Here is a 13,085-nt window from a genome sequence, read left to right on the forward strand (position 1 = left end):
ACGTTATTGAAATACCGATATACGATAGCAGCACATGCCTGTCACCCGGTGCCCACGGTATATTTCAACGGTATCCCAATACCGTGAGCAGCAGCGCCTGCAATGCCAGCGCCACATCGTCGGTCAATACCGATTCATCCGGATGGTGGCTAACGCCGCCCTTGCAACGAACAAACAGCATCCCCACAGGCCAGCGCTCAGCGATGGCGATAGCGTCATGGCCCGCACCGCTCGGCAGTTGCATATTGCGGCCCTGCACCGCCATCACCGCATCGGAAAGCCGCTGTTGCAGCGCGCTGTCGCACGGCGTTGCGGCGATGCGGTAATACTCTTCGGCGTTAAACGCACAACCGCGCGTGGTCGCTATGGTCTGGGCCAGATCCAGCAACTGTTGCAGCAACGCATCCAGCGGTTTATCGGCCGGCCCGCGAATATCCAACGTCAGCCGCACTTCCCCTGGGATCACATTCGCCGCCCCCGGCAAACATTGCAGGGTACCGAACGTCGCCACCAGATGCGGGTCGCTCGCCAGAGTAAGCTGCTCTGCCTGCGTCATCCAGGCGGCGGCGGCAGCCAGCGCGTCCTGCCGCTGCGACATCGGCACCGTCCCCGCATGACCGGCATGGCCGGTAAAGGCGCAGTTCAGCCGCCGCGCGCCGTTAATGGCTGTCACCACCCCCAGCGCCAGTTCCGCTTGCTCCAGACAAGGCCCCTGCTCGATATGCAATTCCAGATACGCGGTAATCTCCCGCGCCGCCCGTTCGGCGTCGCCAATGGCGTCGACGTTCAGCCCGGCGGTGTGCAACGCGCTGGCGACGGTGACACCGTCCGCATCCGTGCGCGATAACCAGTCGGACGGCCAGCTGCCGGTCAGCCCCCGGCTTCCCAGCAGGGTAATGCCGAAACGGGTGCCTTCTTCGTCGCCAAAACCAACAATTTCCACCGCCAGCGGCAGCCGGATCCCCTGACGATGCAAGCTGGCGACGGTTTCAATGGCGGTCAGCACGCCAAGCATGCCGTCGTAGCGCCCGGCGTTGCGCACCGTATCCAAATGAGAACCCAGCAGCAGTGCTGGTGCGTCGGGCGTGTGCCCATCATAACGCCCGCAGATATTGCCGACGCTATCCTGCCAGACGCGCATGCCAGCTTCCTGCATCCATTCGCCGACTCGCCGATTGGCGAGCAGATGCTCCGGCGACAGGTAAACTCGCGTCAGTTGACCGGCAGTCTCGCTGATGGCCGCCAGTTCATCGCAACGCTGCATTACGCGACGTGCGGCGCTCAGCGCCTCAGCCGCCGTCAGCACGTCGCTCATGCCGGCTCCTTGCGGTTGCGGTAAACATCCCACGCCGCTTGCATCGCCGCGCCCTGAACCGTCGCGAACCCCAGATGATTCAGCACCGCGTCTAATGCACTCAGCGTCTGCATCACGCAATCTTTTCGGGCGTTATAACCCATGGTGCCGATGCGCCAGATCTTGCCCTGCAACGGCCCGAACGAGGTGCCGATCTCGATGGCGAAATCCTCCAGCAGCAGTTTGCGCACCTGTTCGCCGTGGACGCCTTGCGGGATCACCACCCCCAGCACGTTGTTCATCTTGTTGGCGATATCGCCGTAAGCTTGCAACCCCATGCCTTCGATACCGGCCAGCAGCGCATTACCGTGCAACTGGTGACGGGCAATACTGGCGTCCAGCCCCTCTTCCAGAATAACGCAGGCGCATTCCCGTGCGGCGAACAGCATGCTGGTGGCCTCGGTATGGTGGTTGAGACGCTCCGGCCCCCAATAGTCCATCACCATGCCGAGGTCGAAATAGTTGGAATAAATCATTTCGTCGTCGCCGTCCTGATGGTCGGCGGTACGAATGCCCTGCTCCACGCACTTACGCTGACGAATCACCGCCTCCATGCGCGGGCTGAGCGTGATCGGCGAACTGCCGGACGGCCCGCCCAGGCATTTCTGCAACCCGGCGGACACCGCATCCAGTCCCCAGGCATCGGTTTCCAGCGGGTTGCCGCCGAACGACGCGGTGGCGTCGGTGTAAAAAAGGACGTCATGACGACGACAGATATCCCCCAGCTCCGCCAGCGGTTGCAGCATGGTGGTGGAGGTATCGCCCTGCACGGTGAGCAGCAGGCGCGGCTTCACTCGCTTAATGGCGTCTTCGATCTGATCCGGCGTGAACACCTCGCCCCACGGCGCTTCGATAGTGTGCACATCGGCGCGGCAGCGGCGGGCAATCTCGCACAACAGATGGCCGAAGCGGCCGAATACCGGCACCAGCACCCGATCGCCGGGGCGGATCGCCGATACCAGAATCGCCTCGATCCCGGCGCGGGAAGTGCCGTCCACCAGCATGGTCCAGCGGTTGTCGGTACGGAACAGCTGGCGATACAGCGCCATCACCTGATTCATGTAGCCGGTCATCGCCGGATCGTACTGGCCGATCAATTGGCTGGACATGGCGCGCAGTACGCGCGGATCGGCGTTGATCGGGCCCGGCCCCATCAACAGGCGGTGCGGCGGATTGATTTGCGCCAGCAGTTCGTTATGCATGAAATTAACTCCTGAAATAGATTCCCAACGACGTTGGGGAATGTTCAATGAGAACAGGAATAGCCCGACGCCGACCCCGAAATAGCCGACACGCCGTCCCTCCGGCGGGAACACGCGATTGCTGCGCTTACCGGCGCACCGGGTCAGGCGTCCTACTCCTCACAATCTTACCGAGGCGATAAACTGCTTCAGTTCCGGTGTTTGCGGGCTGGCGAACAGTACATCGCCCGGCCCCTGTTCCCACACCGTCCCCTGATGCATAAACACCACCCGGTCGCCCACCTCGCGGGCGAAATTCATTTCGTGCGTGACCAGAATCAGCGTCATCCCTTCCGCCGCCAGTTGCTCCAGCACTTTGAGCACCTCGCCCACCAGTTCCGGATCCAACGCCGAGGTGATCTCATCGCACAGCAATACCTTCGGGTTCATCGCCAACGCACGGGCGATCGCCACTCGCTGTTGCTGGCCGCCGGACAGGCTGGACGGGTAATACTCCATCCGCTCCCCCAGCCCGACCTTGTTCAGCATCTGCGCCCCCAACGCCCGGCACTCGGCATCGCTTTTGCCCAACACCAACCGTGGCGCCAGCATCACGTTCTCCAGCGCCGTCATATGGGGAAACAGGTTGAAATTCTGAAAGATCATGCCGACGGATCGGCTGATTTCGCGCGCCTGCGACTCGCGGTCGGTAATGGTCATCCCCCCCAGTTTGATACTGCCGTCCTGATAGCCTTCCAGCCCGTTGATGCAGCGCAGCAGCGTACTTTTGCCGGAACCGCTACGGCCGATGATGGACACCACCTCGCCCACGTCGATATCCAGATCCACGCCTTTCAGTACGTGGTTTTGGCCGTAATACTTATGGACCTGATTAATGGTGATGAGCGGCATTGAATTTCTTCTCCAGATAACGGCTGTAGTAAGAGAGCGGGTAACACAGCAGGAAATAGCCCAGCGCCACCAGCCCGAACACTTTGAACGGCTGGAAGGTCACGTTGTTGAGCATGGTGCCGGCCTTGGTCAGTTCGACGAAACCGATGATCGAGGCCAGCGCGGTGCCCTTGATCACCTGCACCGAAAACCCGACCGTCGGCGCGATGGCGATACGCATCGCCTGCGGGGCAATCACCCGAGTCAGCGTCTGGGTGAAGGTCAGCCCGAGGCAACGAGAGGCTTCCCACTGCCCTTTCGGCAACGCCAGCACGCTGCCATGCCAGATATCCACCAGAAACGCGCTGGTGAACAGCGTCAGCGCCAGCGCCGCCGCCGTCCAGGGGCTGACGTCGATACCGAACAACCCCAGGCCGAAGAACGCCAAGAACAGCTGCATCAGCAGCGGCGTACCCTGAAACACATCGGCGTACAGCCGGGTCAGGCGCAGCGGCCATGGGCGTTTGGTCAGACGCAGCAGCAATAAAGGCAGCGTGACCAGACCGCCGCCAAAAAAGGCCGCCAGTGACAGCAGCAGCGTCCAGCGCCCCGCCAACAGCAGGTTGCGCACGATATCCCAGTCGGTAAACGTCATCATTGGCGCGGTACTCCCAGCAAACGTCGCCCGGCCAGCAGCAGTAGCTGGCGCATCAACATCGACAGCGCCAGATAAAACAGCGTAGTCACCAGATACACCTCGAAACTGAGGAAGGTTCGGGACTGAATCAGGTTGGCGGCGAAGGTCAGCTCTTCAAACGACACCTGTGACACCACGGAAGAACCGAGCATCACGATGATGCACTGGCTGACCAGCGCCGGATAAATCCGTTGCAGCGCCGGCGGCAGGATCACCCGCAGAAAGGTCTGGGTTTTGGTCAGCCCCAGCACCCGCGCCGCCTCCCACTGACCTTTCGGTGTCACCTGGATGCCGGCGCGGATAATCTCCGTGCTGTAGGCGCCCAGGTTGACCAACATCGCCAGCAGCGCAGCCTGACCGGCATTGAGCTTCAGCCCCAGCCCCGGCAGACCGAACACGATGAAAAACAGTTGCACCACAAACGGGGTATTGCGGATCAGCTCGACATACAAGCCCCACAGGCGGCTTATCAGCGTCGGCCTGCCGCTGCGTAGCGCGGCGCCCAACACGCCGATGGCCACGCCGCCGAGGGTCGCCATGACGGTCAGCTCAATCGTGACCCATAGCCCGGCGAGTAATTCCGGCCAGTACGGCCACAATGCCGCGAAATGAAGCTGGTATGTCATAGCGTATCCTTACGATCCCAGATTGGCCGGCAACGGCGCCTTCAGCCATTTTTCGGACAAGCCGTTCAGCGTGTTGTCCTTGATGGCTTTCTCAATCAGCTCATTCACTTTGGCCTTCAGCGCCGGTTCATCCTTCTTCAGGCCGATAAAGCAGGGAGAATCCTTAAGCATGAACTTCGCTACCGGCGCTTTGGCAGGGTTCTTTTCGGCGATGGCCGCCACCACCAGGTTGCCGGTGGCGATATACTGCACCTGGCCGGACAGATAGGCGGACAGCGTGGTGTTATTGTCTTCATAGCGCTTGACGTCGGCCGTCTTCGGCGCGATGTCGGTCAACACCATGTCTTCCACCGCGCCGCGGGTCACGCCGACGGTTTTACCCTGCAACGCATCCGGCGACGACACATCCCCCGCTTTCGGCCCGAAAACACCGAGGAAGAACGGCGCATAGGCGCGGCTGAAATCAATCACTTTCTCGCGCTCGGCATTTTTACCCAAGCTGGAGATCACCAGATCCACCTTATCGGTTTGCAGGTAAGGCACGCGGTTAGCGCTGGTCACTGGCACCAGCTGCAACTTTAGTTTCATCTCGCTCGCCAGATAACGCGCCACGTCGATGTCATACCCTTGCGGTTGGAGATCGGTTCCCACCGAACCAAACGGCGGAAAATCCTGTGGCACCGCGACACGCAGCACGCCGCGCTGCTGAATATCCTGCAATTGATCCGCCATGGCGCTTCCCGCCTGCATGATCAACAGTGCCGCACCCGCCATTGCCAAAAGACCTTTTCTGAAATTCATTGCTTTGCCCCCGGTTACGATAGATTGAAACTAAAGATTCTTCAATGCAATTACTGAAACCAACGTTCCAGAAATAAAAAGCAAGATATGTGCCAGCTATAAAAACGTAAAGGAAGCAAGAGAGATGGGAATTAACGCGCGAATCCAGCCGTTGTACCGCGCAGAATTCACGACGAAAAAGTCAAAAAGCAAACGAAAAAATGCACATCGGGAGGGCACAGCCATGGGAATGAATTGAACCAAAATAGTGCATAAGCACCAGTCCGGTGCCCCATTACCGCTGTTCCAGCTCTTCCAGTTGCTGATACAGATCGGCGATCTGGTGAATGCGCAGCCGCCCCTCCGCCAGCATTTGGTGCAGCAATGCATTGCTGATCAAATTGACCAGACTCATGGCGGCGGCATAGCTGTCAAAGGCGGAAACACTGTCCAACGGCGCGCTCAGCGTCCAGTTCGCCAGCGGCGGCAATAGGTGCGCCTGTGGCTCGCACAGCAGCAATACCGGCACTTGACGCTGTTGCAGCTGTTGCAGCAGTGAATGCATCAGCCGCGGACGACGGCGAAACGCCACCGCCACCACCACATCCTGCGCATCCAGATCCGCCAACTCTTCCGACAGCGTTTGCCCCGGCTGGGCCAGCAGCGCCACCTGCGGCCGAATCTGCAATAACTGTTGGCGCAGATGCAACGCTACCGGATAACTGTTGCGCAGCCCGAGAATACACACGCGCCGCGCCTGTTGCAGCGCGGCAATCAGCGCGCCGAACTGTTGCGGATCGATCTGGTTGACCCATTGCGTCAGGTTGGCCATTTCTTGCTTGTAATGACGCGCCAACAACGTGTTGCCCTGCACTGCATCACGGTTGTCCGTCAATGGCATCCCGCTTTGGCGCAGGGTGCGCAGCTCATCGCGCATTTCCCGGTAACTGGGGTATCCCAGACGGCGGAACAGGCGGCTGACCGTGGCCTTGGATACCCCGCTCAACCGCGCCAATTCGGCGCTGTTGTAGCTAATCAGGTCATCCAGATGATCGAAGATAAACTCCGCCACCCGCTGTTCCTGGGGAGAAAGCGCGCTGTACTGGCTGCGTAGCCGTTCATCGATCTGTTTCATGCCTGCCTCTGCAACTTTTGTTTCATACTATCAACACCGCAGCACCTTACCATATACCGACAGGCCGACGGCAAGCGGAAAAGATGGAACGGCTTTTGCTTAACATCGACCATTTCGAGCCGAACGCCCTACCGGTATCCCGACCATACGGAGAATCATTCACATGATGCAGAGCAACATCGCCCCCTCGGGCATGGCCGTGACCCCGCATCACCTCGCCAGCGCCACCGCCCAGCGCATTCTGCGCGCCGGGGGTAACGCTATTGAGGCGATGGTGGCTGCGGCGGCGACCATCGCCGTCGTTTACCCGCACATGAACAGCCTCGGCGGTGACGGCTTCTGGCTGATCGTGCCGCCGGAAGGTGAGCCCATCGCCATTGACGCCAGCGGCGCCGCCGGTTCGCTGGCCACGCGCCAGCGCTACGCCGGACACGCCCGTATTCCCCATCGCGGCGCGCAGGCGGCATTGACCGTCGCGGGCACCGTCAGTGGCTGGCAGGAGGCGCTGGCCTGCGCCGCCGAACTGGGTGGAAACCGCCCGCTGCCGCTCTCGACGCTATTGGAAGATGCCATCGGCTATGCCGCCGACGGCATCCCGGTCACTCAGTCGCAGGAAGATGCGCTCACCAGCCGCCATGACGAGCTGTGCGATTTTGCCGAATTCAGCCGGGTGTTTATGCCGCAGGGGCAGATCCCCCGCACCGGCAGCCGCTTTATCCAATCCGACCTGGCCGCGACGCTGCGGCAGCTGGCAGACGACGGGCTCGACAGCTTCTACCGCGGCGCGCTGGCGGAGCGGATGGCCCGGCAGATGGCCGCGCTGGACATGCCGCTCACACTTGATGATCTGGCGGCGCACCGCGCCCGCCGTACCGTACCGCTTACACTCGCGCACAGCCGGGGCGAGGTATTCAATCTGGCGCCGCCGACCCAGGGGCTGGTCTCGCTGGCGATCCTCGGCATCACCGATCGACTGGATATGGAAGATCTGAGCGACAGCCAGACCATCCACCGCCTGGTGGAAGCCACCAAGCTGGCGTTTCGGCTACGCGATCGCTACATCACCGATCCGCGCTTGATCGACCAGAACATGCAGGATTTGCTGAGCAGCCAGCACCTTGATGAACTGGCCGGTAAAGTTGATACCCGCTGTGCATCACCCTGGGGAGAAGGCAAAGGCCCCGGCGATACCGTGTGGCTCGGCACCTGCGACCGCAACGGGTTGGCGGTGTCCTTCATCCAGAGCATTTACCACGAATTCGGCAGCGGCGTGATCCTACCGGGCACCGGCGTCCTGTGGCAGAACCGCGGCGCCTCTTTCAGTCTGGATCCGCACCACCTGCTGGCGCTGGCGCCGGGGAAACAACCGTTCCACACCTTAAACCCGGCGGCGGCACGGTTATCCGACGGACGCACGCTGGTCTACGGCTCGATGGGCGGCGACGGCCAGCCCCAGACACAGGCGGCGCTGTTTACCCGCCACGTCATCCAGCGCATGCCGCTACAACAGGCGATCACCGCACCGCGCTGGCTGCTGGGGCGAACCTGGGGCCAGGCCACCGATACGCTCAAACTGGAAGATCGCTTCCAGCCGGCCACGGTGCAGGCGCTGCGCGGGCTGGGGCACGATGTGGAACTGCTCTCCGGTTTCAGTGAAACCGTCGGCCACGCCGGGGCCATCGTGCGCCACCCCAACGGCATGCTGGAAGGCGCGGCGGATCCGCGCAGCAACGGCAGCGCTGCCGGATTTTGACGGTTTGCGAACCCAGGAACGACGTGTAAACCCCAACATATTTTTTGAGTTAAGGAGTGATGCCATGAATACGCAGGCCCTCGACAACGCGGCGCTCGCCGCCTATCTGCAACAAATGGAAACCCTGCTGGGGGTGGAACTGGACGACGCCCGCCGCCAGGAATTGCAGTTGCAGTTCAGCCGTATCGCCGCGATGGCGCAACCGCTGATGGCTTACCCGCTGGAAACGCGGCAGGAAGTGGCGGGAGTGTACCGGCCATGAACCTGACTCAGCTCTCCATCCGCACCCTGCAAAACGAGGTGGCGCAGGGGCACCTGTCCGCCGTCGACATCGCGCAGCATACGCTGGCGCAGATCGAACGCCTGAATCCGCCGCTTAACGCCTACACCCGTCTGACCCATGAACGGATGCTGACGGAAGCCGCTGCTATCGACGAACAGCAACGGACGGGGCAACAACTGCCGCCGCTGGCCGCCGTGCCCTACGCGGTCAAAAACCTGTTCGACGTGGCGGGTGAAACCACACTGGCGGGGGCGCGCCTCTACAGCCGGAACTCGCCCGCCGCGCAAGATGCCTTCGCCGTGGAACAACTTCGCCGCTCGGGCGCGTTACTGAGCGGCCTGCTGAACATGGACGCCTATGCTTACGGCTTCACCACCGAAAACAGCCACTACGGCCCGACGCGCAACCCGCACGATCCTAGCCGCATCGCTGGCGGTTCGTCCGGCGGTTCCGCCGCCGCCGTCGCCGCCGGGCTGGTGAGCTTCTCACTCGGCAGCGACACCAATGGCTCGATTCGCGTGCCCGCGTCGCTGTGCGGCATCTTTGGCCTGAAACCCACCTTCGGCCGCCTGTCGCGCCACGGCACGCAGCCGTTTGTCGGCAGTCTGGATCACATCGGCCCGCTGGCCCGCACCACTGAGGATCTGGCCTGTGTGTTTGATGCCCTGCAAGGGCGTGATCTTGCCGATCGTTTTCAAGTGGAACAGCCGGCCATCGCCGCCGTCGATGCATTAGCGGACGACACGCCGCTGCGCTGCCGCGTACTGGGCGGCTATTTCGCCGACGGGTGCGACGAACACGCCGCCGATGCGGTACGTCGGGTGGCGACCGCGCTGGCGGCGGACGACGACTGCGACTTGCCGGATGCCAGTCTGGCGCGCACCGCCGCGTTTTTGCTCTCCGCCAGTGAAGGCGGCAATCTGTATCTGCCCGCCCTGCGCGCCATGCCGGAGCTGTTTGAACCGCTATCCCGCGAGCGCTTGCTGGCCGGCGCCATGATCCCGGCGGCCTGGTATGTACAGGCCCAGCGCTTCCGTGATCATTTCCGTCGTCAAGTGATGGCGCTGTTCGCCGACACCGACCTACTAATTGCCCCGGCGACCCCTTGCAGCGCCACGCTGATCGGCCAGGAAACCATGCGCATCAACGGCGCCGACCTACCGATCCGCGCCAGCATGGGCATGCTGACCCAGCCGATTTCGTTTGTCGGTCTGCCGGTGGTCACGGTGCCGCTCACCGCCGCCCACGGATTACCGATCGGCGTACAGCTGATCGCCGCGCCCTGGCGCGAAGATCTGGCGCTACGGGCCGCCTGGCGCCTGGAGCAACAAGGTATCGCGCAGGCATTGGCGCCTGCCCCCCTCAACCTGATGGAAAACCGCTGATGAGTATTGAAATCAACCTGCCCGAGGTCTTGGACGACGTTACCGCCGCCTTTTATCGCTACGAAAAAGCGTTGACCGGCAATGATATCGAGGTGCTGGACGAACTGTTCTGGCACGATGCGCGCACCGTGCGCTACGGCGCATCGGAAAACCTGTATGGCATCGAGAAAATCCGGGAATTCCGCGCCGCACGGCCGTCAAGCGGGCTGGATCGCCAACTGCAAAATACGGTGATCACCACCTACGGCCGCGACATGGCGGTGGCCAGCACCGAGTTTCGCCGCGCGGGCACGGACAAGATCGGCCGCCAGATGCAGACCTGGTTGCGCACCGAACAAGGCTGGCGCATCGTCGCCGCTCACGTCAGCCTGATGGTCTGACGGGAGCACACCGGCGTCGCACGTTCAGAAACGGTGTTCACCGCACAGGGCAATGCGGGATCAAACGGCGCGATGCCGCACTGTGCGAAGAAAGACGCGCCGGGTGATACACCCGGCAGTCATCGGCGACGCAAACGCGCCGCATGGGCAATGGAAAATCAGGCGCCGCGGTACGGGTGTTCCCGATACCAGTGCTCGGCGATCTCCTGACGACGGCAGACCCACACCCAATCGTGTTGCTGGATGTAGTCAAGGAAGCGCTGCAACGCCCGGAAACGTCCCGGCCGCCCCAACAAACGGCAATGCATGCCCACCGACATCATTTTCGGCGCGTCTTCACCTTCAGCGTACAGCACATCAAAACTGTCTTTCAGGTAGGTGAAGAACTGATCGCCGCTGTTGAAACCCTGCGGCGCGGCAAAACGCATGTCGTTGGTCTCCAGGGTATAAGGGATGATCAGGTGCGGGCGCAATGCGCCGTCCGACAGTTGCACCGGCATCCAGAACGGCAGGTCGTCGCCATAATAGTCGCTGTCGTACAGAAAGCCGCCGTGCTCCAGCACCAACTGCCGGGTATGCGGGCTGTCGCGCCCGGTATACCACCCTAACGGCGGCCGACCGAACAGCGCGGTCTGCACCGCCACCGCCCGCCGCAAATGCTGGCGCTCCGTCTCCACATCCATTTCCTGGTAGTGGATCCAGCGCCAGCCGTGGCTGACCACATCGTAGTCCGCCTCACGGATCGCCGCCGTCACCGCCGGATTGCGCGCCAGCGCCATCGCGACGCCAAATACCGTCAGCGGCAGGCCCCGGCGCTGAAATTCCTGATGGATACGCCAGAAACCGGCGCGGGAGCCGTACTCGTACAGCGAATCCATCGACATATGGCGCGCGGGATAACTGGCGGCACCGATAATATCCGACAGGAACTGCTCGGATCCCGCATCGCCGTGCAGCACGTTATTTTCCGCGCCTTCTTCATAATTCAGCACGAATTGTACCGCGATGCGTGCGCGCCCCGGCCAGTTGGCGTACGGCGGTTTGCCCGCATAGCCGATCAGATCACGCGGGTAATCCGGGTCGAGCCCCCAGTCTGCGAGGGTATTCATGGATACATCCTTCTTCATTCTTGCCGGGTATCAGCGCAGATGGCTGAAGGCGCCGGTCAAGGGTTTATCTAGCGGATAGTCGAGATCGCCGTGCTTGCTGGTGGAAAGCCCAAGCCCCGCCAGCGCTTCCACCATCTTGACCGCCGCGCTGACGCCGTCGATCACCGGCATGTCCAGTTCCCGCGTCAGCGTCTGCGCCAAATCCGCCATGCCGCCGCAGCCCAGTACGATCGCGCCGCAGCCATCCTGACGCCGGGCCTGGATACACTGCTCCCGTACTTTGTGCTGCGCCATGCCGTGCGGATCCTCCAGCGCCTGTACCGGCAGGTCGATCGCGTGCAACGCCGCGCAATGGTGTTCAAAACCGTAGCGCTGCAGCAGATGCCGGGCGATCACCAGCGTGCGCGGCAGCGTGGTGACAATGGAAAAACGTGTCGCCACCAGCGTCGCCATATGCATCGCCGCCTCGGCGATACCGACCACCGGCGCACGCGCCAGTTCCCGCGCCGCCAGCAGACCCGGATCGCCGAAGCAGGCGATGATGTGCCCGTCGACGCCCTGCGCCTTGCCGAGGCGTACCTGCTCCAGCACGCCTAACGTCGCCACTGCTTCATCAAAATGCCCTTCGATGGAAGGCACTCCCTGCGACGGGCAAACCGCCGCGATTTCAGTGCCCGGCGCTGCCGCCCGCCGCGCCGCGCCGGCGATGGTGTCGGTCATCGCCAGGCTGGTGTTGGGGTTAATCACCTGGATCACGCAGGCCATCACGCTTTCTCCTCATTGAGATGCCCGAACAGACGATGAAAATCCGGCGCGACCTCTTCATCGCGATCAAAACGCAAGCTAGCGACGATCTCATCGAAATGCTGTTGCATCGCGGCGGTCAGCCCCGGTAGATCGCCGGTTCGCAGCAGTGCCAACAGATCCTGATGATCATGGCAGCGACACCCTTGCTGCCACGGCGCACCGTAAGCGGCAATCACCAACGATGAACGCAGCGTGAGTTGCGAGACCAGACCAGCGAGGACATGGTTGCCGGATATGGCCTGCAGTTGAATATGAAACGCGGCGGAAAGACGGATCGCCTCGGCGCCGTTGTGATCCTGATGTGCTTTCTCCTCATCGGCGATCAGCGACGCCAGACCAACCAGATGGGTCGATTGGCAGTGCGCCACCACCTGCGGCAGGTTGGCGCACTCCATCAGGCAGCGGGTCTGAAAGATATCGCGCGCTTCCTGCACGGTAGGCGTCGCCACCTGTGCACCACGTTTGGGCAGCAGGGTGATCACTTGCACAGTGGCAAGACGCTGTAGCACTTTGCGGATCCCGGTGCGGCTGACGCCGAACACGTCCGCCAGCGCCTCTTCCGGCAGCCGGGTGCCCGGCAATAAATGATGCTCTACGATGGCATTCAACAGCGCCTGATAGATAACCTCATCTTTTTGCTCAAAAAAAGTCTCCTTATCGAGACCGTAGGTATAGTTCATTGCGTTATTCCGTTGTCACATCGT

At 61.9% G+C, this 13,085-nt stretch carries 14 protein-coding genes; 4 read left to right on the forward strand and 10 right to left on the reverse strand.

Features of this window, described 5'->3' with window-relative positions:
- Window positions 1-64: 64 nt before the first annotated feature.
- From hpxK to HEP82_RS15860, 7 genes are all read right to left on the reverse strand, one after another.
- Window positions 65-1,315: an allantoate amidohydrolase gene (hpxK, locus tag HEP82_RS15830; protein ID WP_192458969.1), complete on the reverse strand. Its 1,251-nt coding sequence runs from the start codon at window positions 1,313-1,315 to the stop codon at window positions 65-67.
- A complete protein-coding gene (locus HEP82_RS15835; RefSeq protein ID WP_192458970.1) occupies window positions 1,312-2,556 on the reverse strand; it encodes a pyridoxal-phosphate-dependent aminotransferase family protein in 1,245 nt (414 codons plus the stop codon). Before HEP82_RS15835 ends, hpxK begins: the two co-directional genes overlap by 4 nt.
- 159 nt (window positions 2,557-2,715) lie before the next feature.
- Window positions 2,716-3,447, reverse strand: coding sequence for an amino acid ABC transporter ATP-binding protein (locus tag HEP82_RS15840; RefSeq protein WP_192458971.1), 732 nt, complete (start codon window positions 3,445-3,447; stop codon window positions 2,716-2,718).
- Window positions 3,428-4,081 carry an amino acid ABC transporter permease gene (locus HEP82_RS15845; protein WP_192458997.1) on the reverse strand — a complete coding sequence of 218 codons (654 nt, stop codon included), beginning with the start codon at window positions 4,079-4,081 and terminating at the stop codon, window positions 3,428-3,430. Before HEP82_RS15845 ends, HEP82_RS15840 begins: the two co-directional genes overlap by 20 nt.
- Window positions 4,081-4,749, reverse strand: coding sequence for an amino acid ABC transporter permease (locus HEP82_RS15850; RefSeq protein WP_192458972.1), 669 nt, complete (start codon window positions 4,747-4,749; stop codon window positions 4,081-4,083). Before HEP82_RS15850 ends, HEP82_RS15845 begins: the two co-directional genes overlap by 1 nt.
- 9 nt (window positions 4,750-4,758) lie before the next feature.
- Complete coding sequence (locus HEP82_RS15855) at window positions 4,759-5,550, reverse strand: transporter substrate-binding domain-containing protein (RefSeq protein ID WP_192458973.1); 792 nt, start codon at window positions 5,548-5,550, stop codon at window positions 4,759-4,761.
- A gap of 274 nt (window positions 5,551-5,824) precedes the next feature.
- Entirely contained in the window at window positions 5,825-6,664 is an 840-nt protein-coding gene (locus HEP82_RS15860) for a MurR/RpiR family transcriptional regulator (RefSeq protein WP_192458974.1), read from the reverse strand.
- A gap of 163 nt (window positions 6,665-6,827) precedes the next feature.
- On the opposite strand from HEP82_RS15860, the gene HEP82_RS15865 reads away from it, so the two are divergent.
- The 4 genes from HEP82_RS15865 to hpxZ all read left to right on the forward strand — a co-directional run bounded on the left by HEP82_RS15865 (window position 6,828) and on the right by hpxZ (window position 10,465).
- Window positions 6,828-8,417, forward strand: a complete 1,590-nt coding sequence (locus tag HEP82_RS15865) for a gamma-glutamyltransferase family protein (protein WP_192458975.1) — start codon at window positions 6,828-6,830, stop codon at window positions 8,415-8,417.
- Window positions 8,418-8,481: 64 nt separating this feature from the next.
- Window positions 8,482-8,679: an oxalurate catabolism protein HpxX gene (gene hpxX / locus HEP82_RS15870; RefSeq protein WP_192458976.1), complete on the forward strand. Its 198-nt coding sequence runs from the start codon at window positions 8,482-8,484 to the stop codon at window positions 8,677-8,679.
- Window positions 8,676-10,085 carry an AtzE family amidohydrolase gene (locus tag HEP82_RS15875; RefSeq protein WP_192458977.1) on the forward strand — a complete coding sequence of 470 codons (1,410 nt, stop codon included), beginning with the start codon at window positions 8,676-8,678 and terminating at the stop codon, window positions 10,083-10,085. Before hpxX ends, HEP82_RS15875 begins: the two co-directional genes overlap by 4 nt.
- Window positions 10,085-10,465 (forward strand): oxalurate catabolism protein HpxZ, encoded by a 381-nt coding sequence (gene hpxZ / locus HEP82_RS15880; RefSeq protein WP_407938300.1) that lies wholly within the window; start codon window positions 10,085-10,087, stop codon window positions 10,463-10,465. The genes HEP82_RS15875 and hpxZ overlap by 1 nt, the downstream gene beginning before the upstream one ends.
- Window positions 10,466-10,623: 158 nt before the next feature.
- Here hpxZ and puuE read toward each other — a convergent pair whose 3' ends face one another.
- Genes puuE through HEP82_RS15895 form a run of 3 tightly spaced genes read right to left on the reverse strand, consistent with a single transcriptional unit; the run spans window position 10,624 to window position 13,061 of the window.
- Window positions 10,624-11,574, reverse strand: a complete 951-nt coding sequence (gene puuE / locus HEP82_RS15885) for an allantoinase PuuE (RefSeq protein ID WP_192458978.1) — start codon at window positions 11,572-11,574, stop codon at window positions 10,624-10,626.
- Between the two features lie 30 nt (window positions 11,575-11,604).
- Window positions 11,605-12,339 carry an aspartate/glutamate racemase family protein gene (locus HEP82_RS15890; RefSeq protein ID WP_192458999.1) on the reverse strand — a complete coding sequence of 245 codons (735 nt, stop codon included), beginning with the start codon at window positions 12,337-12,339 and terminating at the stop codon, window positions 11,605-11,607.
- A complete protein-coding gene (locus HEP82_RS15895; RefSeq protein WP_192458979.1) occupies window positions 12,339-13,061 on the reverse strand; it encodes a GntR family transcriptional regulator in 723 nt (240 codons plus the stop codon). The genes HEP82_RS15890 and HEP82_RS15895 overlap by 1 nt, the downstream gene beginning before the upstream one ends.
- Window positions 13,062-13,085 lie beyond the last annotated feature (24 nt).

Origin of the sequence: Musicola keenii (assembly GCF_014855505.1) — a bacterium.
GTDB lineage: Bacteria > Pseudomonadota > Gammaproteobacteria > Enterobacterales > Enterobacteriaceae > Musicola > Musicola paradisiaca.